Below are 24,287 nucleotides of genomic sequence, written 5' to 3' on the forward strand. Positions count from 1 at the left end.
CGCACCCCGGTGCCACCGACCTGGCTCGGCGGGCACCCGTCGCCGTCGGGTGACGGCGGCGGATGCACGTGAGCTGGGCGTACGTCCGGCGGCCTGGCACCCGGCGGTGGGTGTCAGAACGGCCACCGGGCGTGGGTTCCGGCCTCGATCAGCGGGATCATCGCGAACGCGGCGTCGGAGAGCCCGCCGAAGGTGTGCCGGTTGCCGGTGGCCGGGGTGTGTCCGACCCGGTATCCGGCGAGGTTCCAGGTGTACACCGGGACCCGCGCGGGCACCGCCGCCGTCACGTCGACCGACTCGTGCCAGTGGGCCTGCTCGTCGGTGAGGATGACCACCCGGTCGTGCCGGTCGTAGTGATTCCGCACGGCGGTCTCGGTCTCGGTCCCGCCGCCGTAGAAGTAGCCACCCTCCTTGAACCGCCGCACCGCCGCCAACACCGACTCGCCCGCCACGGCCGGGAAGACCCGGCTGGTGTCGGAGAACGACACCACGGTCGCGTCCCCCGCGCGGGCGGCCAGGGCGAGGCCGAACACGGTGGCCGCGTCCCAGCAGTGCAACGTGCCGTCCCTGCTGAACGCGCGGTCCATCGACCCGGACGTGTCGACCAGGATCAGGGTCCGCCCGTCCAGGGCGGGCGCGTTCGCCAGCGCGTGCTGCAACGCCTTCTCCAACGGGTACGACCACCGCAGGTTCGGTGCCGCGTTGTACGCGGACAGGAACCGCATCGGCAGTACGCGGGACCGGGCGACCTCGTCCGGGTCGCAGAGCCTGGCGCCGACGGTCTCGGCGACGGCGTCACCGACGCCGGCCTGGTCGAAGTTGCGCAGGTTGCGCAGCAGCGCCAGGTAGCCCATGGTCGGGATGATGCCCTCCCACGCCTCGGCGTCCATGGTGGTCTGCCGCCAGCCGGCGAGCGCCTCCCAGGTCATACCCGCCGCGTGGAGCACCGCCGGATCGGTGATCTCCCGGCGCCGCTCGACGGGCAGGGACATCAGCTCGGCCCTTGCCGCCAGCACGGTCAGCGATGCGGGAAGCGGGTTGTCGCGGCGGTGGCGCCGGTCCAGGGCGTGCCGGAACAGGTCACCCTGCTGCTCGTTCCGGGCCGTCGGGTGGGTCAGGTCGATGACGTCACCGAACCGTACGGCGTTGCTCTCGGAGTCGTACTTGAGCAGGCTGCGCTCGTGGTACAGCCGTACCACCGCATCCGCGAGGCCCCGCTTGACCGGCTTCGGCACCGTCCGGCCGTGCCGACCCAGCCAGTAGGCGAGTGCCTCGCCGGGCTCGTCGGCCCGCCGCAACGCCGCGTCGACGGTCGAGCGCGATCCCGGGATGCCGGCGGCGACCTGTGCGCGGGCACCTTCCAGGGCGGCGACCACTGACGCGGTACGCAGCATGGCGCCGGTACGCAGCCATGCCACGAACCGGGCGAACCAGTCGGGGTCGGCGACCGCCACGGCGGCGACCAGTTCGCGGAACCGGGTGTCCCGGTCGGCCGCACCCTCGTAGAAGGTGTCCTCGCCAACCATGTTCGAGACACCGAGCAGGAAGAGTTCCGTACGGGGCTCGCGGGTGAAACCCGGCGCGCCCTCGGTGGTCGCGACCTCGTCGGCCCGGTCCTGGTCGCGGTGCAGCTTGACGTTGAACCTGGCCATCACGTCCCCCGTTTCGGTCGCGATGGGATTAGCGCGACCATTCGCACACCCGAGATCAGAATTCGGCGACGGAGGGGCTCTTCACCGGGACCGTGGTCCCTCCAAGATGTAACCGTCGCCTTCGCACCGGGAGGTGCGCGCACGAGGTTAGTGGCGGCCGGTCCGGTGTCGCAACGCAGTTAGTCGTCCCGGGAGCCTTTGACGAAAAAGGGAAAACGCCGCGCACCTGAGGTCAGGAGTCGATGACGGAAAAGGCTATTGCTCTGCCACTGAGCTACCAGCCCGGAGGCTGAAGGGGATTCGAACCCCCGACCCGTAGATTAGGAAGTATCCGTCATCTGCGCACCAGGTACGCGGCGTGTGCGCCTTCCGAGACCGAGGCGGCGACGGCGACTGGCCCTTGCGGGCCAAGGTGACCTACCGCTGGTCGACACCGCCCGAAGCGGCGACGGGATTCGAACCCGTGTCTCCCCGTTGGAAGCGGAAGTAACCGTTGCCTGCGCACCGGAAGGCGCCTGACGAAGGGTAGGCGACCTCCCATGAGCCGGCAACCGGTTTCCGTACCGGCGGCAGGGGTCAGGCGTCGCGTCGTTGGAAGGCGAGCGCGGCGAGCGTGAGGGCGCAGAGCGTCCAGACGACGGTGGCGACGGCGCCGAGGGACGGGTCGAGGGCGGCGGTGTCCGGCAGGTAGACGGCGACGGCGTCGGACCGGGCGCGCAGCAGCGGGCCGACGACGAGGTACGCGACGAGCAGCAGCAGCACGGCGGGTTCCGCGCGGCGGACCAGACCGGCGACCGAGGCGGCGAGCACCGTGCTGAGGGTGAGGTACGCGGTCGCGGCCGGTATCCGTGCCGGCTCGCCCACGGTCAGGGCGCTGGTGGCGGCGGTGGCGGCGGCCAGCGGCACCGTCACCAGGGCGAGCGTCAGCGCCTTCGCGACCTGGAGCGGAAGCCGGCGGGGCATCGCGACCAGGGTGGTACGGATCTGGCCGCCGGCCTGGTACTCGGAGGTGGCGGCCAGTACGCCGAGCACCAGGAACCCCGCCTGGGTGTAGCCGAGCGGGGCCAGGGCGGCGTTGTCGCCGATCGGCTCGCCACCGGACTCGGCCGCCGCGTACGCGTACGTCAGCAGCAGGTTGGCGGTCCAGGTCAGCAGCGCGGTCAGGCGCAACGACGGCAGGGTCAGCAGTTTTCGCAGTTCCGCACGGGCGGTGTTCACGCGTCCCGCCGCTGGAACAGGACGGCGCCGACGGTCAGCAGCGCGGCGATCCAGGCGGTCATCACCAGGCCGGCGGTGACCGGGTGGATCTCGACCGGGAAGTCCGCACCCCGGAGGAACATGTGCGCGCCGACGATGTCCGGCAGGTAGTTGGCGAGATCGGTGACCTTCGTGAGCAGGTACGACACCGAGACGACGGTGCTGTTGACGATCAGGAGGGTCAGCGGTACGACGCCGTTGCGGGTGATCAGCGTGATCGCGTACGCCAGGAGCGCGGTCAGCGTCCAGTAGAGGATCGCGGCGGCGACCCGGGCGGGGGCGGGCACCGGCACGTGTTCGCCGTGCAGTGCCTGGGTGAGGGTGAGCGTGGCGGTTGTGGTGACCACCGCCTGTACGGCGACGACCAGCACCAGGGCGGTGGTCTTCGCGGCGAGCAGACGCATCCGGTCGGGGACCGAGGTGAGGGTCGTCGTGAGCTGCCGGGCGCCGGGAGAGTCCTGCGCGGTGGAGGTGTACTCGCTGCTCACCACGACCACGCCGAGGATCATCGGACCGATCAGGGCGACGCCGAGGTCACGCAGGCCGATGTCGGAGGTGTCGGTGAGGGTGCCGGCGGCGATCGCCCGCCGGGTGTACGGCGCGTTCAGCAGCACGATCAGGGGCGCCACCAGCGTGCCCAGCAGCAGGCCGATCCGGGCGGTCGGCAGGCCGAGCAGTTTGCGCAGTTCGGCGCGGACCAGGTTCACCAAGGGGCACCGGCCTCGGTGGCGGTGAGGGCGAAGAAGGCGTCTTCGAGCGTACGGTGAGCGCCGGTGACGTCGGCGAGTTCGCCCTGGACGACGATCCGCCCCTTGTTGATGACGACGACATCGTCGACGGTCTCGGCCAGTTCGCCCATCAGGTGGCTGGAGAGCAGGACCGTACGGCCCTCGGCGGCGGCGTCCCGGAGGAACCCGCGCATCCAGCGGATCCCGGCCGGGTCGAGGCCGTTGACCGGTTCGTCCAGGACCAGCACCTCGGGGTCGCCGAGCAGGGCGGTGGCAAGCCCGAGCCGACGGCTCATGCCGAGGGAGAACCGGCCGGCGCGCTTGCCCGCGTCACCGGTCAGCCCAACCATCTCGAGCACCTCGTCGGCGCGACGGTCGGGCAGGCCGTTGCTGGCGGCGACCCAGCGCAGGTGCGCGCGGGCGGTCCGGGCCCGGTGCGCGCCGCTGCCGTCGAGCAGCACGCCGACGGTGGTCGCGGGGCGGTCGAGTTTCCGGTACGGGCGCCCGCAGACCAACGCGGTGCCGCTGCCCGGCCGGTCCAGCCCGAGCAGGACCCGCAGGGTCGAGGTCTTGCCGGCCCCGTTCGGCCCGAGAAAGCCGGTGACCCGTCCGGGGCGGGCCTGGAACGTGACGTCGTACAGGATCTGTTTGTTGTTCTTGGTCTTGTTGACCCGGTCGATCGTGATCATGCGTCGAGTCAACCGGTCCGGCCGCCGCCGCACATCGGACCGGGCTCCGATCGTGGCGCCCGGGTCGGTCCACGGACCGTCAGACCCTGGTCTGAGAGCTACAGTCGGTGCGGTGAATGGGTCCCCGCGTCCCGTCGGCCGGTCCCGGGTCGTGCCGGTGTTCGCCCTGGTGGCCGGCGTGCTGCTGCTGATGATGTGCACGGTCGGCGCGCAGGGGCCGCTGGCCCGGGTGTTGCCGCCGGTGATCGTCGCTGGTGCCGTGGCCGCCGCGGTCTGGGCGGTGCGTCGCTCGCGCGCCGACCGAATCGCGTACGAGTCCCGGCTGACCGCCTGGGCGGCGTCCGAGGCGGTGCTCGCCGAGCGGCTGCGGATCGCCCGGGACCTGCACGACGTCGTCTCGCACGGCCTGGGACTGATCACGGTTCGCGCGGCGGCGACCCGGCACCTGCCCAAGCCCCCCGAGATCTCCTCGGCGCTCACCGACATCGAGGACGCGAGCCGGCACGCGACCGCCGAGCTGCGCCGGATGCTCGCGGTGCTGCGTGAGCCGTCGGCCGTCGGTCCCCGTAGCCCGGTGGACAACCTCGACGACCTGCCCGGCATCGTGCACGGGGCCTCGCTCGCCGGGCTCCGGACCCGGCTGACGGTCGAGCCGCTCGGTGCGGTCTCCCAGGGTGTGCAGGTCGCCGTCTGCCGTACCGTCCGGGAGGGGCTGAGCAACGCGGCCCGGCACGCAGGACCGACGGAGGTACGGGTGCGGGTCCGGCGGGACGGGACGTACGTCGTCGTGACGGTGGCCGACGCGGGCCCGTCGGTGGACGGGTGGCGGGCGTCGCCGGGCGCCGGGCACGGGCTGGCCGGGTTGCGGGAGCGGGTCGGCAGCCTCGGCGGCACCCTGGCGGCGGAGCGGGTCGACGCGGGTTTCCGGGTCACCGCGCGGATCCCGGACGAGGCGGCGTGAGCGCCGTACGCGTGCTGCTGGTCGACGACCAGCCGCTGCTCCGGCACAGCCTCGCCATGATCATCGACAACGAGCCGGACCTGTCGGTGGTCGGCGAGGCGGGCGACGGTGCGCGTGCGGTGGCGTCCGCCCGTTCCACCCGCCCCGACGTCGTCCTGATGGACGTCCGGATGCCGCACGTCGACGGGCTCGAAGCCACCCGCCGCATCTGCGCCGACCCGGCCCTGTCCGCCACCCGGGTGCTGGTGCTGAGCATGTTCGAACTCGACGAGTACGTCTACGAGGCGCTGCGCGCGGGCGCCTCCGGGTTCCTGCTCAAGGACGCCCGCCCGGAGGAGCTGATCGAGGCGATTCGCCGTACCCACCGGGGTGAGTCGCTCTTCGCGCCGTCGATCCTGACCCGGCTGGTCTCGTGCTACGTCGCGGCGCCGCGACCGGACCGCCCGACGACGGCGCTTCGGCGGCTGACCGGCCGCGAGGTCGAGGTGTTGACGCTGATCGGCGGCGGCCTGTCGAACGACGAGATCGGGACCGCCCTGGTGATCTCGGTGAAGACGGTGAAGACGCACATCACGCACCTGATGGCGAAGTTGGCCGCGCGGGACCGGGCGCAACTGGTGATCGCGGCGTTCGACGCCGGACTGGTCCGCCCGCGCCACTGACCACCCCCCGGCCGCCCGCCAGAGCGCATCGACGACCTTGAAATCCGGGCGGCGCGGATCTAGATTGCGGTGACCCTGCCGGCCCGGGGGCGGGGGACCGTGGGGAGGAGCGGGCGTGGCGCAGCGCAGGGCACTGGTGGTTCGCGGCGGCTGGGAGGGGCACCGACCGGTCGAGGCGACGGAGTTGTTCATCCCGTTCCTCGAACGCGGCGGTTACGCCGTACGGGTCGAGGGGTCGACCGAGATCTACGCCGACGCCGCCGAGATGGCCGCCACCGACCTTGTCGTGCAGTGCGTCACCATGTCCCAGATCAGCACCGAACAGGTGGCGGGCCTGCGCGCGGCGGTGGTCGCCGGTACGGGCTTCACCGGCTGGCACGGCGGCATCGTGGACGCGTTCCGCGCCTCGTCGGACTATCTGCAACTGGTCGGCGGCCAGTTCGCCACCCACCCGGGCAAGGAGCCGTGCGAGCGTCACGGTGGCGAGGAGGACAACTTCCTGTCGTACCGGGTGAACATCACCGACCTCGGCCGGGAGCATCCGATCACCACCGGGATCGCGGACTTCGACCTGCTCACCGAGCAGTACTGGGTGCTGCACGACGACCTGGTCAACGTGCTGGCCACCACCACCCACCCGACCCGGGAGTGGCACCCGTGGCACCGGCCGGTCACCTCACCGGCGGTCTGGACCCGGCTCTGGGGCGCCGGTCGGGTCGTCGTGACGACCCCGGGGCACAGCCCGGACGTGCTGGCACACCCGAGCGTCCGGGCGATCGTCGAGAGGGGGATGCGGTGGGCGACCCGCACCGCGTCGGCGTAGTCGGTCTCGGGGTCATCTCCCGCGCCTACCTGGAGACCCTCGTCGGCCATCCCGCGCTGAACGTCGTCGCGGTGGCCGACCTCGACCCGTCCCGGTCGGCCGAGGCCGCGGCCGGCATCCCCGGTGCCGAGGCGTTGAGCGTGGAACGGCTGCTCGCCCGCCCGGACGTGCGGACGGTGCTGAACCTGACCGTTCCCTCGGCGCACGCCGAGATCTCGCTCGCCGCGATCGACGCCGGCAAGAACGTGTACGTCGAGAAGCCGCTCGCGGTCACGTTCGAGGACGGCCGTTCGATCCTGGACCGGGCCGCCTCGGCCGGCGTACGGGTGGGTTGCGCGCCGGACACCGTCCTGGGCACGGGTACGCAGACGGCCCGCGCGGCGATCGACGGCGGGCTCATCGGGCGTCCGCTGGCCGCGTCGGCCGTGATGGTCACCCCGGGGCACGAGCGCTGGCACCCCCAACCCGACTTCTACTACGCCCCGGGCGGCGGCCCGCTGCTGGACATGGGGCCGTACTACGTCTCGGCGCTGGTCCACCTGCTCGGGCCGGTACGCGCGGTGGTCGGCGCGGCGAGCCGGTTGCGTACCGAGCGGGTCGTCGGCTCGGGCCCGCGTGCCGGCCAGCGGATCCCGGTGACGGTGGACAGCCACGTGACCGGGGTGATCGAGCACGTCAGCGGCGCCCTCTCCACCATCACGACGAGCTTCGACGGGGTCACGACAACGGCCGCGCCGATCGAGGTGCAGGGGGAGAGCGGCACGCTCGCCGTACCCGACCCGAACCACTTCGACGGCGAGGTACGCCTCTTCCCGCTCGGCGGCAGCGGGTGGCGGACCCTGCCGGCCGGGGCGGGTTATGCCGGTGCCTCCCGGGGCATCGGCCTGATCGACCTGGTCCGGGCCGACCACCGGCGCCCGGCGCGGGCCGGCGGTGAGGTCGCGTTGCACGTTCTCGACACGATGACCGCCCTGCTCCGTTCGGCCGCCGAGGAGCGGCGGGTCGAGCTGTCGACGGTGGTGGAGCGGCCCGTACCGGTCCCGCTGACCCGGGCCGAGGACTGGCGGGCGCACCCCGGACAGTGAGCCGGCTGCCGCGAACCGGGCGCCGTCAGCCGGGGAAGCGGTCGATGTTCCGCTCCACCCAGGCACGCAGATGTGCCAGCGGCTCGCACGCGTCCCGCCCCAGCGGGGTGAGGGAGTACTCCACGTGCAGCGGCACGGCGGGGTAGACGGTCCGGTCCACCAGGCCATGCTCTTCGAGGCGTCGGAGGGTGTGGGTGAGCACCTTGGGGCTGATGCCCTCGAGACGGGTGCGCAGCGCACCGAACCGCTGCGGTCCGGGCTCCATCGCACCGAGCGCGAGCGCGCTCCACTTGTTGGCGAGCAGGTCGAGCATGTCGCGGCAGGGGCAGGCGGCGGCGTACACGTCCCGGGGGCCGCAGGTTTCCGCATGGGGCTCGGTCATCCCAGCACCGTACTACCCATCGGGAACTATGTTCCCTTGACGGTAACTACTGCCGTATGGCTAGCGTCAGATCCATGAGCGATGTCATGCCCGCCGTGGGCTACCGCCGCAACCTGCCGATCACCGATCCCGAGAGCCTGGTCGACGCCGAGTCGCCGGTCCCGGCGCCCGGACCGAACGACCTGCTCGTACGGGTGGAGGCGGTGTCGGTCAACCCGGTCGACGTGAAGCTGCGCGCCGGTAGGGATCCGGACGGCGAGTTGAAGGTCCTCGGGTTCGACGCCGCCGGGGTGGTGGTCGCGGTCGGCGAGCGGGTGACCCGGTTCGCGGTGGGGGACGAGGTCTACTACGCCGGCTCGATCGGCCGGCCCGGCAGCAATGCCCGGTTCCACGCGGTCGACGAGCACGTCGTCGGGCACAAGCCGGCCAGCCTGACGTTCGCCGAGGCGGCGGCGCTGCCGCTGACCACGATCACCGCGTGGGAGGCGCTCTTCGACCGGTTCGCCCTGACCAAGCAGAGCGCGGGTACGTTGCTCGTCCTCGGCGCGGCCGGCGGCGTCGGCTCGATGGCGGTCCAGCTCGCCCGGGAACTGACCGACCTGACCGTGATCGGCACCGCGTCCCGGCCGGAGTCACGCGAGTGGGTGACCGGTCTCGGTGCCCACCGCGTGGTGGACCACCGTGACCTGGTCGACGCGGTCCGTGCGGTCGCCCCCGCCGGGGTGGACTACCTGATCAGCCCGTTCACGGCGGGCAACATCGAGCGGTACGCCGAGATCGTGCGTCCCGGGGGTCACATCGTCGCCATCGACGAACCGGAGGGACTCGATCTCCTGCCGCTCAAGGCCAAGAGCATCAGTTGGCACTGGGAGTTCATGTTCACCCGGCCGCTCTTCCTGCCCGCCGACCCGGCGCAGCACCAACTGCTGGAGGAGAGCGCGCGGATGGTGGACGCGGGGCGTCTGCGTACCACGATGACCATCGAACTCGGGCCGATCAACGCCGAGAACCTGCGGCGGGCGCACGGGTTGGTCGAGGGGTCGTCGGCCATCGGCAAGGTGGTCGTCGCCGGCTTCTGACCCGGTCGCCCGGCCCCCCTGCCGGTCAGGCGGTGTCGTCGTCGATCAGCCCGTAGGGCGGCAGGTCGGGGCGGCGGGAGAACCGAACGATGATGTCGGAGGCTGCGGTCGGTGGCGGAGCGTTGTCCGCCACCACGATCTGCGCGCCACTGCCCCGGTCCGAGAGCCACTCGTCCAGGTGCCGATAGATCTGGTCGATGGTCGCGGTGTCGGCCGGGTCGGTGGCGCCCTCACCGGTCTGGCCGAGGTTCTTCTGTGGGCTGTCCAGGAGCAGGAAGCCGGGGTGCGACGAACGTGTCTCCCAGGCGATCTCGAACAGCGCCAGTTGCCAGGCGAGCGCGATCAGCGTCCGGCCGCCGGACGACGCCGCCGCGTACGGCTCACCGCGCATGTACGGGGTCAGGTCGTCGGCGACGTACGCGTCGGCGACCTTCGGATAGCGCCACTCCTCCAGCAGCCGCCGGTACCGTGCGCTCACCCTGCGCAGCACGGCGGACCGGTCGGCCCGCGACGCGTGGCCACCGGCGTCGGCCAGTCCCTCGCGCAACGAGGCGAGCAGCGCCTCCTGACGGTCGATGCTCGCGGCCCGCCGTTCCAGGCTCTGGATCAGCCGCAGACCGGTGACCGCGCGCTGGATGGCGGCGCTGGCGTCCTCCCGCCGCCGGGCGAGCGCGTCACGCTGTGCCAGGTACGGCGTGACCGCGTGCGCGGTCATCAGGTCCACCTCCGTGGCGGCGCGGGCCTCGGCCTCCTGGGCGCGTTCGGCCGCCATGCGCAGCCTCGGCATCTCGCGTTCCAGCCGGGTGAGGTAGTCGGTGAGTTCGTTCAGCCTGGCCTTCGCCGAGCGGAGTTCGGCGCTCACGTCGAGCGTGCCGGCGTCGGCGGAGTGCGGGTCGACGTCGAACTGGCACGCGCCGCACCGCCGCTCCGATCCGGCGAGCGGGGTGAGGCAGGACGGACAGACATTGACCCGCATCGGCTCGAACAGCCGGTCGGCCTCGGCGAGCATGGTCAGCTTGCTCACGTCCTCGGCGTACGTCGTGCGCAGCGAACTCATCCGCCCTACCTGCGTCTCCCGGTCACGGAGCAGTCCGGCGGCCCGACGGGCCTCGTACGCGGCGGCCTGGTGGCGCTCGCGCGACTCCGCCGCGAAGGTGGTCTCGGCCCGCGCCCGGGCGTCGAGTGCGGCCATCGCCATCGCGCACTCGGCCAGCTCGGCCTTGGCGCTACGGTGTACGGCCTCCAACTCGTCCCGGTCGCCCTGCTGCTGCTCCTCGACGAGCTGCTCGGCCACCAGGTAGGCCCGGCGCGCCGAGGCGAGATCCGCCTCCACGGCCCGGATGCGTCGGCCCAACTCCACCGAGTGGTCGTCGTGTACGTCGAAGACGACATCCACCACCTGCCGGAGCTTGAGATGCTTCATCGGCGCGTTCTCGAACAGCAGGTTCTTGTCGTCGAGCCGCTCGTTGGGCAGGAAGCAGAGCCACATCAGGTCGCGGAAGCTGAGCGGATCGGTGTCGGCCTCGTCCCAGCCGAGCGTGCCGCGCAGTTGGACGCCTTCGAGCTTGCAGTGTGACAGCAGGAGGCGGGAGAGGCTGTCCGGGTGACCGGCCGGGCGTACCGGGCGTCGCTCCGGGGGCGCCGCGCCGGGCTCGTCGAGCCGGCCGGCGCAGACGTAGGCGAACGTGGAGGGCTCGCCGACGGCCCGTTCGATCAGGTAGGGCGAACCGGAGAGTTCGACCTCCAGGGTGGCGGCGCGCACCTTGGGCATGATCTCCGGGTGTCGGGGATGGTCGGAGGCACCCAGGCAGTAGTCGATGAATTCCAGGATCGTCGTCTTGCCGGTGCTGAACGCACCCGCTATCACCGACAGCGGCCGGGGCGAGTCCTCCGGCTGGCGGAAGTCGACGTCGTAGGTCCGTCCCTCACCGTGCAGTCGCAGCCGGCGCAGCCTGATGCCGTGCACCCGGCTACCGCCGAGGTTCGCCCCTGGGTCACTGCTCATGTCGTGTCCTTCGGGGTGCGGGCCGCCCCGCCGGGTCGCTGGACGCCGGAGCGTCCGGGACATCGTCGTCGTCGAGGAGGTACGCCGGATGCAGTCGCTGGTCCGGCCGGTCCGGGGACATCGTGAGCCACTCCCGCAAGCCCTCGCGCAGTTTGCGGCCGCTGAGCCGCCGCGTTCGCCGGATCACGATGCGCGCGGCTGTGACGTACGACTGAGAATACATGGCGGTGAATTGGCTGGCCATGCTCGCGCCGTCCGGGGTGAGTCGATACCTGATCCGACCGGCGGCGGTGACCCGTACCAGTTTGCGCCCGACCAGGTCCGTGAGGTCGCGGGTGAGGTGCAGGCGCGCGCTGACGAAGCGTTGCGAGGGACTGGCGTAGGCGATCGCGCGGTCGTCGAAGCCGGCGAGCCGGAGGGTGAGCCGGTCCGGGTCGTCCTCCCGGCGGGCCAGGAGCAGCGGGTGCATGGCGAGGAAGTCGTAGATACCCAGGCGCTCGGCGTCGATGCCGTCGGGGGTTGCCCGGCCCGCCTCGGCGAGCAGGAGCAGGAGTCGCGCGTGACGGAAGATGGCGATGTCGTCGGGATTCACGGTGCCTCCTCGGTGGCGATCGTCCGCCAGTGCCGTACCCAGCCCGCGCGGCGGTCCTGCACGACCCGGTGCATCAGCCCGCACCGGTGCACGGGACCGGCCCGCAGCATCGCCGGGAAGGCCGACGATTCGCGGATCTCCCGCATGACGTCGGCGTGCAGGCCCGGCAGTCGCGGGTTGGCCGGCTGCCGCTGGCACGCGGCGTTGAACCGGGCCTCCCAGATCCCGTGCACCACGCCGTCGGCCTCGTCGAGAGCGTCGAGTTCGACCGGCACCGCCTTGTCCCGGATCTCCCGCGCTAGGAGGTCGGCGTTGAAGAACTCCCGTTTGGCCGAATCCAGTTCGGCGTGACCCGCCGCCCGTAACTGTCGGACGAACAGCGCCCGGTCCAGGTCGGCCGTGGCGTCGGGGTCCACCTCGCGCAGCGGCGTACGCGGCGTCTGTGCCGGCACGTACGGGTCGTAGAAGTGCCGGCGTACGTGTGCGACGTCGGGCTTGACCAACAGGTTGCGCAGCACCGTCTCGTGCCAGAGCTCGATCATCACGCCGGTTTCCCGCTGGCGCCGCGTCCGCCACTTGTCCCACCACTGCGCGGTCGCCGGGTCCATGCTCGACGGAACGCAGAGAATCCACTGGCTCAGTCGGTAGCCGTTGCGGGTGGAGGCGGTGAGCGCCGAGTCGAACGACTCGCGAATCTGCGCCTGGCCGGATCGGGTGACCGCCGGCCAGAAGTATTTCGACTGCCAGATGACCACGAGACCGGAGAGCTCGCCGAGCAGAATGTCGATGCCCCAGTCGCCGGGATTCGCCGCGATGGCGCGAGCGCCGGGATAGATCGCGGCGACCAGCATGGCGAGCATCTGCTCGAAGTCGTCACGCGCTCCGGCCAGGTTGCCGGCTCGGAACTGGTGGGCCGCGAAGTTGATCGGAGGCTCGCCGGAAGCGAGGCTCGTCGCTGCCGCAGTCGCTGTCATCACCCCCCACCTGCGATGAATGAATCCGCGACCCCATTGATCATTGTGGCCCAGGATCTCACTGCCCGCAATGCTCGCGCTACGTACGGCGTATTGTTTCTCGCTTTTTCATCAGGCGTTTGTCATCCAGGCCGGTGAGTGACATCGGGTGGGTGTGCTAAGAGTTCCTAATTGGATCGTTTCTGTCGATGCTGATGATCGTGACGACGGTTGGTCCGAGTCGGCGGATCCGGGCCACGACGACCATTCACCTTCAGGGGCCCGTAGGAGGAGCCACAGCGGGCCGAGCGACGGCTGGCAGGGCTTAGCGAGGTTGCACAACCGGACCCCGCTCGGGTGGTCTGCAACGAGGACGTTCAGATCTTCGCCCTGGACAGGCTGGCGAAGTGGTCGGCCATGGCCTCGCCGGCGAGCTGCATCGGTCCCGGGCGGTCGTAGAAGTCGAACTGGGTGACGTCGTCGAGCCAGATCTGCCGGACCTCGCCGGGAACCAGCGCTATGAACTCCCGGACGCTGTCGGGTTTCACGGCGGCCTCACTGTGCACGATCAACAATGGGTCGGTGAGCGCCGCGGCGGCGGCGTGCGCGTCGTATTCCAGCCAGCTCAGCCAGGAGGCGGGATTGAACGTGTTGTTCCACTGCGGGACGGCTCCGCGCGTGCGGTCGTGATAGTAGTCGGGTTCATCGACCGAGTCCTCCGGCATCGGCGGCACGGCCGGCACGAGCCGCTCGTTACCGGTGCTGTCGTACTCGTCCCGGGCTTCCCGCGCCATGCTCAGCACTGCCGTGACGCCCGGTTGCCCGCCGAGCTGTTCCTCGACGGTCGCCCGGCTGGGCAGCGCCGGGGCAACCAGCGCGACCGACCGGATGAATTCCGTGCGGGTGGCCGCGGTGGCCATGTACGCGCTGCCCGCACAGATGCCGATGCCGCCGATCGCGTCCCGGGCGACGTCCGGGCGAGAGCCCAGAAACTCGGCGGCGGCTACGATGTCGGCCGCCTTAGCGAAGGGGTCCTCCATCGAGCGCGGCCGCCCCGTGCTGCCGCCCCAGCCGCGGAAGTCGAAGGTCAGCGCGAGGTAACCCCGCGAGGCCATCTCGCGGGCATAGCCGCCGGGCATCTGCTCCTTGACCGTGCCCCAGGCTCCTACGACGATCACCGCCGGACACCGCCGGCCGGGCTCGGTGGTGGGGACGTAGAGGTCACCGATCAGCGTCTCGCCGGACGACGGGAACTCGACTTGCTGGGTCGCGTACGAAGTGGTCATCTCTGCTCTTTCTCAGGGTGTGCGGATCGTGGTTGGGAAGTCAGGACGGTCACGGTGGTGAGTTTCTCGGAGGGTGCCCGCAGGGCGGCGTCGACGGCGGCTCGAGATCAACGGCGGGCGCCGGTGACGGCGCGCACCGCAACCCCGCGCCGTCCGGTCCCTGCCCCGCGCGAGGGGAGACAGCGCGACACCGGCGAGGCGGGCGTACGGCGAGGGTGCCACCGGACGGCCAGGACTGGAGCCGGTGAGCGCGAGTCCCGGATGTACGACGATCGCCCGGATGTACGAGGATCGCCCGGATGTACGACGATCGCCCGGGTGTCGAACCCGCCGTTCGGGATAAGTACGGCCGGAAAGGTCCGGCACGGCTTGAGGTGTCCAGGTCACGGGCCCTCCCTGTGATGCGGTAGTCGTACTTCCGTTTTCACTGTACGCCGGGAAGTGGTGGTAGCACTACCGTTTGGCGGGCGACTAATATCACCGCGCCCGAGTGAGGCCGCCTGGAGGGTGTCGACGGCGGTCGCTGTTCGCTGCCGGTTGCGAACCTGGTCCTTGCGGGCGCGCGCATGCGTGACATCCCTCCGGACGTGAACCGGTAGCGGTACTGCCAGTTTGGTGTTACCGTAAGAAGCGGTAGTCCGACTACCGTATCGCTTGTTCAAGGAGTCGCCGCGTGCACATCCCGTCAGCTCTCACCGGGAGCCGCCACAACCCGATCACCTCCCGGCGTACCGCACCGATCGCCGGCCACGGGGGCGAGGTGCGGCCGTGACCCACTCCGAGGACATCCCGACGAACGTGCGGCAGGGTCTCGACCACCTCTCCCGCAGCGAGGTCGTCACTATCGTCACCCGCACGAAGGACGGCCGCGACATTCCGACTCTCATCGGTGCGGTGGTCGTGGACGGCGTCGCCTACGTCCGCAGTCAGAACGGCGACAGGGGCAAGTGGTACCACCGGGCGCTCCGCACCGGAACGGTGAGCTTCGTGGACGGCGCCAGGCAGTTCCCGGCGACGGTCGAGCTCGTCACGGATCCTGCGGAGATCCGCCGCGGGGAAGCGGCGACGTACCAGAAGTACGGCGGACCGCTGAGGAACGTGTTCCTCAAGATGCTGCTTCTGCGCACACGTCGCTACGTGCTGCGCGCGACGTTGCTCGACTAGCGCTCGGGACGCTGTCGTCGTGCACGCCGACGGCCGAATGATCGATCGACAATGAACAAGGGAGTTACGTGTCCTCATCTCAATTCACCTCCGAGCCGCTGCGCGTGGGCATCGTCGGAGCGAACCCTGCTGCGGGCTGGGCACGAGTCGCGCACGTCCCGGCGATCGCCGGCAATCCGGGACTGCGATTGACGGCCGTCGCCACCACCCGCGAAGCGACCGCCCGCGCGGCAGCCGCGGCCTTCGGTGCCGAGAAGTGGTTCACGGGGGCCGAGGCGCTGACCGCGAGCGACGACATCGACATCGTCGTGGTCGCCGTCAAGGCACCCGCCCACGAGGCGGTCATCCGCTCGGCCATCGCGCACGGCAAGCACGTGTACTCGGAGTGGCCTCTCGTCGCTGACCTCGGCACCGCGAACGAACTCGCGCGGCTCGCGCACGAGGCCGGCGTGCGTACGATCGTCGGACTTCAGGGAGCGCACTCACCCAGCGCCCGGCGCGTGCGGAGCCTGATCGGGGAGGGGCGCGTCGGTGCGGTGCAGTCGGTCGCGCTCGTGACGACGACGGGCGCGCCGACGCTCGGCGGAAGCCACGTGCCTGCCGCCGATCTCTGGCGACTCGATCGGCGCCACGGAACCACCGTCCTCTCGGTCGCCGGTGGCGGCGTGCTGGCCACCCTGGCGGCCGCGGTGGCATCGTTCGTCAGTGTCTCGGCCGATCTCGAGGCGTTCTACCGTGAGGTGACGGTCATCGAGACCGGCGAGACGGTGCCCGTCGACAGCGCCAACCAGTTCGTCGTCGCCGGGCGCCTCGACAACGGGGCCATGGCGTCGATCACCCTCCAAGGCGGGAGCCCCTTCGCCACGCCCGGCTTTTTCCTGCAGATCGTCGGCTCGAAGGGCGCGCTGACCGTCACGCCGGCACTGCCGGGCGGCACGTTCGTAGCGCACCCGTGGAAAATCCGGCTGACGCCGGCGGACGGGGAATGCGAGATCATCGCGGTGGAGCCCGACCCCGAACTAGTGCCGGTCGGCGTCGCCGCCGGACTGGCCACGAACGTGTCGGGTCTCTACCGAGAACTGGCGACAGCGATCCGAGAGGATCGGCCGGCGAACCCAGATTTCGCGACCGCTGCGTCGGTGCTCGGACTTCTCGATCGCATCGAGGAATCGGCTCGGGTCGGGCGCCGAGTGAGGCTGGGATGAGCACCGGCGGAAACCCGCCCTCGGCTACGTGACCATTCAGGGCATGGATGCTCCACCTGTGACGTGGATCAATTTCCGCCCCGCCGATACGCCGGGGCGAACGCGCCGACGGCCGCACCCCGGCGGTATGCGATTGGCGACGAAAGATCACGCCATGCCGAAGCACCTGATTGAGTCAGGAGCTCTAAGCGCGCGCCGGTGTGACCGGTCGCCCCTACAGGTCGAGATCCGCGTAGATCGCGGCGTGGTCGGATCCGGCGTGGACCTGCTTCGTCATCGTGTCGTAGATCGGCCACAGGGTGCCCCGACGGCCGCCCCACACGCCGCTGCGAAAAATGCCGCCCCCGGTCGCGCGGGCATACAACGCGGGTGAGAGAAGGACATAGTCCAACTTGTTGCGTGCGGTGCAGTATCCGTAGGTGCCGGGCCGTCCGGCGTCGTCGAAGCGGGGATGGGTCGAGATGTCGCGCAGGTCGGTGTCGCGGAGCAGCGGGGCCAACGGGTCGCTTTCGGGAGTGTCGTTCAGGTCGCCGAGCACCGCGACCAGGGGCGTGTCCCCACCGACCAGGTCGCGGTATATCTCGGCGACGCGTCGGGCCTGTCGACGGCGGATCGCGTCGGAGGCGACCTTGCCGCCGTACCCCTTGCTCTTGAAGTGGTTGACCAGGACCACCAGGCGCCGGTCACCGGGAAGTGCGAGGTGGTACTCCGCGCAGTCCCGACTGAACACCCGCCCGATCGCGTCGGTGTCGTCGACGTGGCTGCGTTGGCCGACGAGCGGATAGGCCGAGGTGGACATCATCCCGACGTTGATGCCACGCTCGTCGTTGCCGTCGACCACCATGATGTGCGGATATCGGACCCGGTCGGCGACGGTGAGACCGGCCTCGGCAAAACGTCTGAGGGCAAGGCGGCTCTCGGCCTCGACCACGCCCAGAATGTCGGCACCGACATCCTGGACGACCCGCGCGGTGTTGAGCATCCCCAGTTCGTCCACCCGGTCGGTGGTCAGTTCCACCCATCCGATCCAGTCCGCCCGACCACCGGCGACGACCTCGACCCGGCCGTCACGTGACCGCTTCACCAGGCGGCCCCGGTTCTGGCGCAGGCGGGCGAAGCGCGCGGTGTCACCGCGACGCAGCCCGAGTCGTTGCAGTTCCCGGAGGATGTGGCGTTTGACGTCGTCGGTGTACACCGGTTCTTCGAGCAGTTCGCAGATCTGCTGGAACGCCTCCAGCGCCGGTCGTCCGGCCGCCCAGGTCGGTTGGTCGAGGGCGCGGGCCCGATTGAACAGGTTCTCCACGTTGTAGCTTGCTATACGCATTTCTGGCCTCCCGTCACGGCCGCTGCTCCAATCGTGCGACTTCTGCCGACCCGAAGTGACGGTCGTCTTCCCAATGTTCGATCGGTGTTGGGTGGGCCGTCGATTCGACTGGCCACAGTGTGCCGACCACCCATCGAATCGTGGAGGCGCGGCGTGTCTGATCAACCGTTCAGCAGGAGACGGCTCATGGCCGGTGCGGCGGCATCGGTGGGGGCGGCGATGCTGCCCGTCGTGGCGGGAAACCCGGCCGCCGCGCACGGCACCGGGGCGCCGACGCCGTTCCGGCTCGGCATCGCCAGTGGTGACCCGCTGCCGAACAGCGTCATCCTCTGGACCCGACTGGTACGCGACCTCTACGACGCCGCCTCGCTGCGCCGCCCGGTCGAGGTGTCCTGGCAGGTGGCGCACGACGAGCGCTTCCGGCGGATCGCCCGACGAGGGGTGACCCAGGCCCGCCCCGAACTCGGCCACTCGGTGCACGTGGACGCCGACGGACTGGAGCCCGGTCGGGAGTACTTCTACCGGTTCCGGGCGCTGGGCGAGATCAGTCCGGTCGGGCGTACCCGCACCGCCCCGCAGCCGTGGGCGGACCCGTCCCGGTTGAGCCTCGGCATCGTCAACTGCCAGGACTTCCAGAACGGCTACTGGCCGGCGTACTGGGGTCTCGCCGAGGAGGATCTCGATGTCGTCGTCCACCTCGGCGACTACATCTACGAGTACGACCCCCGGAGCGCGTACGCCGACCGCTTGCACGTGGCACCGGAGACTCCGGGGCTCGACCAGTTGCGTACGCTGGGCGACTACCGCAACCGGCACGCCCAGTACAAGACCGATCCGGCGTTGCAGGCCGCGCACGCCGCGTTCCCGTGGATCGTGACCTGGGACGACCACGAGACCGAGAACAACTACGCGGGTCGGCTGGACGAGATCGACGACACCGGGGCGGCGCGGCAGCCGCCCGAGCAGTTCGCCAGGCAGCGGGCGAACGCGTACCAGGCCTACTACGAGCACATGCCGATCCGTGCCAACCTCCGGCCCGGCAGCAGCGATCTGCGGATCTTCCGGCGGTTCGACTTCGGGCGGTTGGCCCGCTTCAACGTGCTCGACACCCGGCAGTACCGGTCCGACCAGCCCGGCGGGTTCCCGGGTGACTTCGGCCTGGAGAGCGCGGGTCGGAGCAACGTGACCGGCACCCTGACCGGGGAGGACCAGGAACGCTGGCTGCACCAGGGGCTGTTGCGGTCCCCGGCGCGGTGGAACGTGATCGCCCAGCAGGTCATGATGAGCCGTACCCGGTTCCCGAACCCCGCTCTCGTGCCGCCCACCATGACCAACCTGGACCAGTGGGACGGGTACGCGCCGCAGCGCGACCGGCTGCTGGGCCTGCTCGCCGCCGGTCGGGTGGCCAACCCGGTGGTGCTCGCCGGCGACATCCACTCGACCTGGATGAGCGATCTCAGGGTGGACTTCGACGATCCCGACTCGGCGGCCGTGGCGGTCGAGTTTGTCGCGACCTCGATCAGCTCGGACTTCCCGGCCGCGTTCGATGCCCCGATCAAGGCGGCGAACCCGCTGCTCAACCCGCACGTACGGTATTTCGACGGGTCGCGCCGGGGTTACCTGCGCGCGAAGCTGGACCGGCACCTGTGGCGGACCGACGTGCGGGTGGTCGACACCATCGCGTCGCGCCAGTCGCCCGTCTACACCAGTGCGTCGTACGCGGTCGAGTCCGGCCGGCCGACGGTCGTCGCCGCCTGACCACCGTCTTCGTCACGGCCCGCCGGCCGGGCGGACACTGCCACCGGGGTCGCACGCGGTTGCCGCGTGCGACCCCGGTGCTCGCGGCCCGGATCCTCGGACCCGAGCCGGGTGGAACGTGGTGCAGGACACCCGGCCGAGTCTTTTAGATGATGGGTGTCAGCTATATTGTGGGTGCCGGACGGAGGCCGCCTGTCCCGTCGATCCCTCACCCGAAAAGGAACGTCATGAAGATCCAAGACTCGGTCGCCCTGGTCACCGGTGGCAACCGTGGCTTCGGCCTGGCCGTGGCCAAGGAGTTGCGGGACCGTGGTGCGAAGAAGGTCTACGTCGGCGTACGGAATCCGGCCGACGTCGACCACGAGGGCATCGTCCCGATCCGGCTCGACGTGTCCGACGCCGAATCCGTCGCGGCGGCTGCCGAACGCTGCGGTGACGTGACACTCCTGGTCAACAACGCGGGCACCGGCCGGGTGCACCTGGCCGGCACGCTCGACCCCGACCTGGTCGAGCTCACCCGGCAGGTGCTCGACGTGAACCTCTACGGGATGATCCGGGTCTCCCAGGCGTTCGTGCCGGTGATCGTGGGCAACGGCGGCGGCGGGATCGTGAACGTGATCTCCGACCAGGCGTGGTTCGCCCGCCCGATCATCGCCGGGTACGGGATGTCCAAGGCCGCCGCCTGGAACTTCACCAACGCCCTCCGGATGGACCTGCGCGACCGGGGTGTGGAGGTGCTCAGCCTGCACGTCGGCTTCATGGACACCGACCTGGTACGCGACCTGGACGTGCCGAAGAGCGACCCACGCCGGATCGCGGCGGTCACCCTCGACGGGCTGGAGGAGGGCCGGGAAGAGGTGCTCGCCGACGAGCAGACACGGCTGGTCAAGCGGACGGTCTCCACCGACGACGGCTACTACCTGAACCCGCCGGCCCTCGGCTGAGGCAACACCGAACGGGAAGCGTCACCCGCGACCCGTCGGGCGCCCCGGTGAGCTGGCCCAACGGCAGGACCAGCTCACCGGGAGAGCAGCGCCGCCCGTACGGAATCGAGGATCTCGTCCGAGAGCGGATCGCCCGCCGTGGCCCGGGCGAGGGTGAGCGCACCGACCATGGTGGCGAGCTCCACGATCGCCCGAGCCCGGGAATCGGTCCCGCCGTCACGTTCGTCCTGGTACTCCTCGAGCCTCGCCAGGATCGCCTTCGCCCCCTCGGTGTACGAACGCCGCAACGGGCTCTCGTCCCCGGTCCGGGCCGAGTCGGCCGCGAAGCCGGTGAGGGCGCAGCCCTCGCCGGGCGCGTCCCGGTGTCCGGCCCTGAGGTATTCGACCAGCAGGGCATCCCGCGCCCCGGCGGCGTCGGAGGTCCCCGCGACCATGCGTTCCAGGTCGTCCCCGAACGCGTCCGTGGCTGCCAGACCGGCCAGCGCCTCCTTGGACGCGAAATTCTTGTAGAAGCCGCCGTGGGTCAGTCCGACCGCGGCGGAGACGTCCTGGACGCTCACCGCGCCGACGCCTCGTTCCCGGAACAGGCGGGCCGCGGAGGTGACCACCTCCTCGCGATGTTTCGCGGCCTCGGCGCGCGACACCCTCCCCATTGCCGACCTCCCGGTGGTCGAGACGTTAATAACCCCAGGTCATAGATTACCTGCTCAATCTATGGTGACCACCCGACGCGGCTCCGCGCCCGTTCCCGGCAAGGTGACCGTGACCACCCGAGCCCTGGGCTGGACCGCGCCTCCTACCCTGCGATGGGCGAGGCGCGGGTGCGGCCGGGCCCGCCCCAGGGGTGGAGGAGCGCATGCGAGCGATCGTCCAGGACCGGTACGGATCTCCCGGCGACCTGCGCCTTCGGGAGATCGAGCGACCGGCGGTCGGCGACGACGAGGTGCTGGTCCGGGTGCGGGCGGCATCCGTACACCCGGATGTCTGGCACGTCGTGACCGGCCACCCGTTTGTCCTGCGGCTGATGGGATCGGGGCTGCTCCGGCCGGGCTGTCCCGTCCCGGGCACCGACCTCGCCGGGGTGGTGGAGGCGGTGGGTGGCAACGTGACCAGGTTCCAGCCGGGCGACGAGGTCTTCGGCGAGAGCGTTCGCGGACACTCGTGGCGCAACGGCGGCACGTTCGCCGAGTACGCCTCGGTGCCGGCGGACGGGCTTGCGGCCAAGCCCGCCAACGTGACGTTCGCGCAGGCCGCCGTGGTGCCGACGGCCGGCTACATCACCCTGCTGAACCTCTCCGGCGTACGGGTGCTGCCCGGTGCGCGGGTGCTGGTGAACGGGGCCGGCGGCGGTGTCGGGGCGTTGGCCGTGCAGATCGCCAAGGCCGACGGGGCACACGTGACCGGTGTCGAGCACACGCGCAAACTGGAACTGGTCCGCGCCCTGGGCGCCGACGAGGTGCTGGACCACACCCGGGACGACTTCACCCGTGCTGACCAGCGCTACGACCTGATCGTCGACATCCCGGGCAACCACCCGGTCGCGGCCTGCCGGCGGGTGCTGACCCCGGAGGGCACCTACGTTCTTGTCGGCCACGACCAGTTCGGCCGGACCGGACACGGCTGGCTGGGGAGCCTGCCACGCTTCGCGAAGCTCGCCATGTTGTCGCTCTTCGTCCGCCAGTTGCGCGGCAGGGCCTCCTCCGGCCTGGGGAAGAGGGAGGCGATGAACAGGCTGGCGGCGTACCTGGCGGCGGGACAGCTCACCCCGGTCATCGACCGGGCCTACCCGCTCGGCGAGGCGGCCGAGGCGATCCGCCACCTCGCCGAGGGAGAGCCGGTCGGACGGATCGTGCTCACGATCTGAGCCCCGTCACCGTGGCCGTACCACTCGACCAGCCGCGATCGTCCAGGCTGCCACCGATTGGTCGCGGCCGACCGTCGGCCCCGTGTGTGTTCGTCCTCAATGGAATGGGAGCATGTCGGCCATGGAAATCTACGAGGACGCCCGTACGGTGTCGCGTGCGGATCTGGCCGCCTGGCTGCGTCAGCTTGCCCATCAGCTCGAGTCCAGCGGCCAGATCTTCTACGGCGCCGCCGGTACGGTCGCCGTTGCCGATCAGGTGAAGTGCGAGCTGGAGATCGAGCGGGAGGACGGCAACGAGTTCTCGGTCGAGATCGAATTCTCCTGGACCGCTCCGGAACCGGCCGACTCCGCCAGCCCGTCCGACGAGGACGAGGACGAAAAAGAGGACGAGGAGCAGGACGAGGAGCAGGACGGGGAGGACGAGGCGTCCGCGAAGGACGAGCCCGCCGCCGAACCGGCCGCAAAGGACGAGCCCGCCGCCGAGCCTGCCGCGAAGGACAAGCCTGCCGCCAAGCCCGCCGCGAAGGCGGACGGCGACGCCGAGCCGGCCGCGAAGGCGTAAGCGCCCCGCCGTACGGTCCGTGCCCGGTCGCGGGCACGGTCCGTACCCGGTGACGGTTCAGCCCTTCGGGCGCAGCGTGTCCACCCGGGTGACCGACTGGTCGATCCGCGCCTCGCTGATCCGGCCGCTGCGGACCAGGTTGACCACGTTGTCGATGGTCTGCTCGACGATGTTCGGGTCGAACACCTGCTGGTTGCCGAAGACGAGCAGGTCGACGCCGGCTTCGAGGGCCAGCCCGACCGCCTCGTCCCGGCCGAACCGGCTGGAGATCGCCACGGCCTGCATGTCGTCGCTGACCACCGGGCCCTGCCAGCCCAGCCTGCCCCGGAGCAGGTCGGTCACCACCTTGGGCGAGAGCGAGGCCGGGCGGTCCGGGTCGAGCTGGCCGTTGACCAGGTGACCGACGAGCACGGAGTCGGTGTTGCCGCTGGCGATCAACTTCTGGTACGGCTCCAGCTCGTTCTGGTGCCAGGTCTTGGTGACGTCGACCGCGGTGAAGTCGGTGTTGCCGATCGCGCTGCCGAGCCCCGGGAAGTGCTTGATCGACGTCTTCACGTCGGCGGCCCGGTGGACCTTGATCTCCTCGGTCGCGTTCCGGACGACGATGTCGGGGTTGGCGGAGAAGCTGCGGTCGAGCTTGCCGACGGCGGGGTTGTTCGGGTTCACGTCCAGGTCGACCACGGGCGCGTAGTTGAGGGTGACGCCGATCGACGTCAGGGGCCGTACCAGGCTCTCGGCCCAGGCGCGGGTCGCCGCCGGGGAGTTCTCGGCACCGACCTCGGCCTGTGACCTGGTGGCGGGGAACCCGTTGCTCGGGTTGAGCCGGGCGACCTTGCCGCCCTCCTGGTCGATCGAGACGATCAGGCGCCCCGGCGACGCCTCGCGCAGGCTCTTGACCAGCGCGGTGACCTGGCCGGGTGAGGTGATGTTGCGGGGGGCGTCCGTCTTCAGGTCGCGGTCGAACAGGATCACCCCGCCGAGCCCGTCCCGGACCGCCTGCACGATCCAGTCGTTGGCGCCGACCGACTCGCCCCGGAAGCCGACGACCAGCAGGCTCGCGATCTTGCGACGCAGCGAGACCTGGGCCGGTGTCGTGGCCGCCCCGGCGGCCCGTGCGGTCGGAGCCGCTGGCGAGCCGCTGACCTGCGGCGTCGGCCGTCGGTCGGGCGGGGATCCGCAGCCGGACAGCCCCGCCGCGACGGCGGCCGAGCCCATGCCGGTGAGCAGCAGCCGCCGGGTCAGGTGAGCGTCGTTCACGTGATCCACGCTACGACCGCGCGGGACGCCGGGAAGCAATATCGCGGCTCTTCGA

Annotated in this window: 23 protein-coding genes and 1 tRNA gene; 11 read left to right on the plus strand and 13 right to left on the minus strand. The window is 70.7% G+C overall.

All coding sequences use genetic code 11. From position 1 onward, the window contains the following. Positions 1 to 113: 113 nt before the first annotated feature. The 5 genes from ACI2K4_RS09635 to ACI2K4_RS09655 form a co-directional block, all read right to left on the minus strand. On the minus strand, positions 114 to 1,652 hold the full coding sequence (locus ACI2K4_RS09635; protein ID WP_404510017.1) for a TROVE domain-containing protein: 1,539 nt from the start codon (positions 1,650 to 1,652) through the stop codon (positions 114 to 116). Between the two features lie 441 nt (positions 1,653 to 2,093). Next, positions 2,094 to 2,153, minus strand: a tRNA-Ser gene (locus tag ACI2K4_RS09640). A 75-nt stretch (positions 2,154 to 2,228) separates the two neighbouring features. Then, on the minus strand, positions 2,229 to 2,870 hold the full coding sequence (locus tag ACI2K4_RS09645) for a hypothetical protein (protein WP_404510018.1): 642 nt from the start codon (positions 2,868 to 2,870) through the stop codon (positions 2,229 to 2,231). Next, positions 2,867 to 3,616, minus strand: coding sequence for a hypothetical protein (locus ACI2K4_RS09650; RefSeq protein ID WP_404510019.1), 750 nt, complete (start codon positions 3,614 to 3,616; stop codon positions 2,867 to 2,869). Before ACI2K4_RS09650 ends, ACI2K4_RS09645 begins: the two co-directional genes overlap by 4 nt. After that, a complete protein-coding gene (locus ACI2K4_RS09655; protein ID WP_404510020.1) occupies positions 3,613 to 4,326 on the minus strand; it encodes an ABC transporter ATP-binding protein in 714 nt (237 codons plus the stop codon). The genes ACI2K4_RS09650 and ACI2K4_RS09655 overlap by 4 nt, the downstream gene beginning before the upstream one ends. Positions 4,327 to 4,438: 112 nt before the next feature. Here ACI2K4_RS09655 and ACI2K4_RS09660 point away from each other — a divergent pair, with 112 nt between their 5' ends. The 4 genes from ACI2K4_RS09660 (at position 4,439) to ACI2K4_RS09675 (ending at position 7,857) form a co-directional block, all read left to right on the plus strand. Next, positions 4,439 to 5,287, plus strand: coding sequence for a sensor histidine kinase (locus tag ACI2K4_RS09660; RefSeq protein WP_404510021.1), 849 nt, complete (start codon positions 4,439 to 4,441; stop codon positions 5,285 to 5,287). Beyond that, a complete protein-coding gene (locus tag ACI2K4_RS09665; protein ID WP_404510022.1) occupies positions 5,284 to 5,949 on the plus strand; it encodes a response regulator in 666 nt (221 codons plus the stop codon). Before ACI2K4_RS09660 ends, ACI2K4_RS09665 begins: the two co-directional genes overlap by 4 nt. A 115-nt stretch (positions 5,950 to 6,064) precedes the next feature. Continuing rightward, the gene (locus ACI2K4_RS09670) at positions 6,065 to 6,772 is read left to right on the plus strand and encodes a ThuA domain-containing protein (RefSeq protein ID WP_404510023.1); all 708 of its coding nucleotides are present in this window, start codon (positions 6,065 to 6,067) and stop codon (positions 6,770 to 6,772) included. Beyond that, positions 6,745 to 7,857, plus strand: coding sequence for a Gfo/Idh/MocA family protein (locus tag ACI2K4_RS09675; RefSeq protein ID WP_404510024.1), 1,113 nt, complete (start codon positions 6,745 to 6,747; stop codon positions 7,855 to 7,857). Before ACI2K4_RS09670 ends, ACI2K4_RS09675 begins: the two co-directional genes overlap by 28 nt. 25 nt (positions 7,858 to 7,882) lie before the next feature. Here ACI2K4_RS09675 and ACI2K4_RS09680 read toward each other — a convergent pair whose 3' ends face one another. Next, positions 7,883 to 8,239, minus strand: coding sequence for a winged helix-turn-helix transcriptional regulator (locus ACI2K4_RS09680; protein WP_404510025.1), 357 nt, complete (start codon positions 8,237 to 8,239; stop codon positions 7,883 to 7,885). 74 nt (positions 8,240 to 8,313) lie between these two features. On the opposite strand from ACI2K4_RS09680, the gene ACI2K4_RS09685 reads away from it, so the two are divergent. After that, positions 8,314 to 9,318 carry a zinc-binding alcohol dehydrogenase family protein gene (locus ACI2K4_RS09685; protein WP_404510026.1) on the plus strand — a complete coding sequence of 335 codons (1,005 nt, stop codon included), beginning with the start codon at positions 8,314 to 8,316 and terminating at the stop codon, positions 9,316 to 9,318. 25 nt (positions 9,319 to 9,343) lie between these two features. Here ACI2K4_RS09685 and ACI2K4_RS09690 read toward each other — a convergent pair whose 3' ends face one another. The 4 genes from ACI2K4_RS09690 to ACI2K4_RS09705 form a co-directional block, all read right to left on the minus strand. After that, positions 9,344 to 11,323: a DNA recombination protein RecN gene (locus ACI2K4_RS09690; protein WP_404510027.1), complete on the minus strand. Its 1,980-nt coding sequence runs from the start codon at positions 11,321 to 11,323 to the stop codon at positions 9,344 to 9,346. Continuing rightward, positions 11,313 to 11,915 (minus strand): hypothetical protein, encoded by a 603-nt coding sequence (locus tag ACI2K4_RS09695; RefSeq protein ID WP_404510028.1) that lies wholly within the window; start codon positions 11,913 to 11,915, stop codon positions 11,313 to 11,315. Before ACI2K4_RS09695 ends, ACI2K4_RS09690 begins: the two co-directional genes overlap by 11 nt. Beyond that, positions 11,912 to 12,889, minus strand: coding sequence for a hypothetical protein (locus ACI2K4_RS09700; protein ID WP_404510029.1), 978 nt, complete (start codon positions 12,887 to 12,889; stop codon positions 11,912 to 11,914). The genes ACI2K4_RS09695 and ACI2K4_RS09700 overlap by 4 nt, the downstream gene beginning before the upstream one ends. Positions 12,890 to 13,245: 356 nt before the next feature. Next, entirely contained in the window at positions 13,246 to 14,154 is a 909-nt protein-coding gene (locus ACI2K4_RS09705; RefSeq protein ID WP_404510030.1) for an alpha/beta hydrolase, read from the minus strand. A gap of 768 nt (positions 14,155 to 14,922) precedes the next feature. Here ACI2K4_RS09705 and ACI2K4_RS09710 point away from each other — a divergent pair. Then, positions 14,923 to 15,318, plus strand: coding sequence for a DUF2255 family protein (locus tag ACI2K4_RS09710; protein ID WP_404510031.1), 396 nt, complete (start codon positions 14,923 to 14,925; stop codon positions 15,316 to 15,318). Between the two features lie 68 nt (positions 15,319 to 15,386). Continuing rightward, positions 15,387 to 16,523 (plus strand): Gfo/Idh/MocA family protein, encoded by a 1,137-nt coding sequence (locus ACI2K4_RS09715; RefSeq protein WP_404510032.1) that lies wholly within the window; start codon positions 15,387 to 15,389, stop codon positions 16,521 to 16,523. 214 nt (positions 16,524 to 16,737) lie between these two features. Here the strand turns inward: ACI2K4_RS09715 and ACI2K4_RS09720 are convergent, their stop codons facing one another. Beyond that, a complete protein-coding gene (locus ACI2K4_RS09720; protein ID WP_404510033.1) occupies positions 16,738 to 17,847 on the minus strand; it encodes an endonuclease/exonuclease/phosphatase family protein in 1,110 nt (369 codons plus the stop codon). A 153-nt stretch (positions 17,848 to 18,000) separates the two neighbouring features. Between ACI2K4_RS09720 and ACI2K4_RS09725 the strand changes: the two genes are divergently transcribed. Then, complete coding sequence (locus ACI2K4_RS09725; protein WP_404510034.1) at positions 18,001 to 19,605, plus strand: alkaline phosphatase D family protein; 1,605 nt, start codon at positions 18,001 to 18,003, stop codon at positions 19,603 to 19,605. A gap of 227 nt (positions 19,606 to 19,832) precedes the next feature. After that, positions 19,833 to 20,549: an SDR family oxidoreductase gene (locus ACI2K4_RS09730; RefSeq protein WP_404510035.1), complete on the plus strand. Its 717-nt coding sequence runs from the start codon at positions 19,833 to 19,835 to the stop codon at positions 20,547 to 20,549. A gap of 74 nt (positions 20,550 to 20,623) precedes the next feature. Here ACI2K4_RS09730 and ACI2K4_RS09735 read toward each other — a convergent pair whose 3' ends face one another. Continuing rightward, positions 20,624 to 21,202 (minus strand): TetR/AcrR family transcriptional regulator, encoded by a 579-nt coding sequence (locus ACI2K4_RS09735; protein WP_404510036.1) that lies wholly within the window; start codon positions 21,200 to 21,202, stop codon positions 20,624 to 20,626. A gap of 203 nt (positions 21,203 to 21,405) precedes the next feature. Here ACI2K4_RS09735 and ACI2K4_RS09740 point away from each other — a divergent pair, with 203 nt between their 5' ends. Further along, the gene (locus ACI2K4_RS09740; RefSeq protein WP_404510037.1) at positions 21,406 to 22,413 is read left to right on the plus strand and encodes an NAD(P)-dependent alcohol dehydrogenase; all 1,008 of its coding nucleotides are present in this window, start codon (positions 21,406 to 21,408) and stop codon (positions 22,411 to 22,413) included. A 121-nt stretch (positions 22,414 to 22,534) separates the two neighbouring features. Continuing rightward, positions 22,535 to 22,975 carry an amphi-Trp domain-containing protein gene (locus tag ACI2K4_RS09745; protein WP_404510038.1) on the plus strand — a complete coding sequence of 147 codons (441 nt, stop codon included), beginning with the start codon at positions 22,535 to 22,537 and terminating at the stop codon, positions 22,973 to 22,975. A 57-nt stretch (positions 22,976 to 23,032) separates the two neighbouring features. On the opposite strand, the gene ACI2K4_RS09750 is transcribed toward ACI2K4_RS09745, so the two are convergent. Beyond that, positions 23,033 to 24,232, minus strand: a complete 1,200-nt coding sequence (locus tag ACI2K4_RS09750) for a glycoside hydrolase family 3 N-terminal domain-containing protein (protein ID WP_404510039.1) — start codon at positions 24,230 to 24,232, stop codon at positions 23,033 to 23,035. Positions 24,233 to 24,287: the final 55 nt, after the last annotated feature.

Origin of the sequence: Micromonospora sp. NPDC050397, assembly GCF_044901685.1 — a bacterium.
GTDB lineage: Bacteria > Actinomycetota > Actinomycetes > Mycobacteriales > Micromonosporaceae > Micromonospora_G.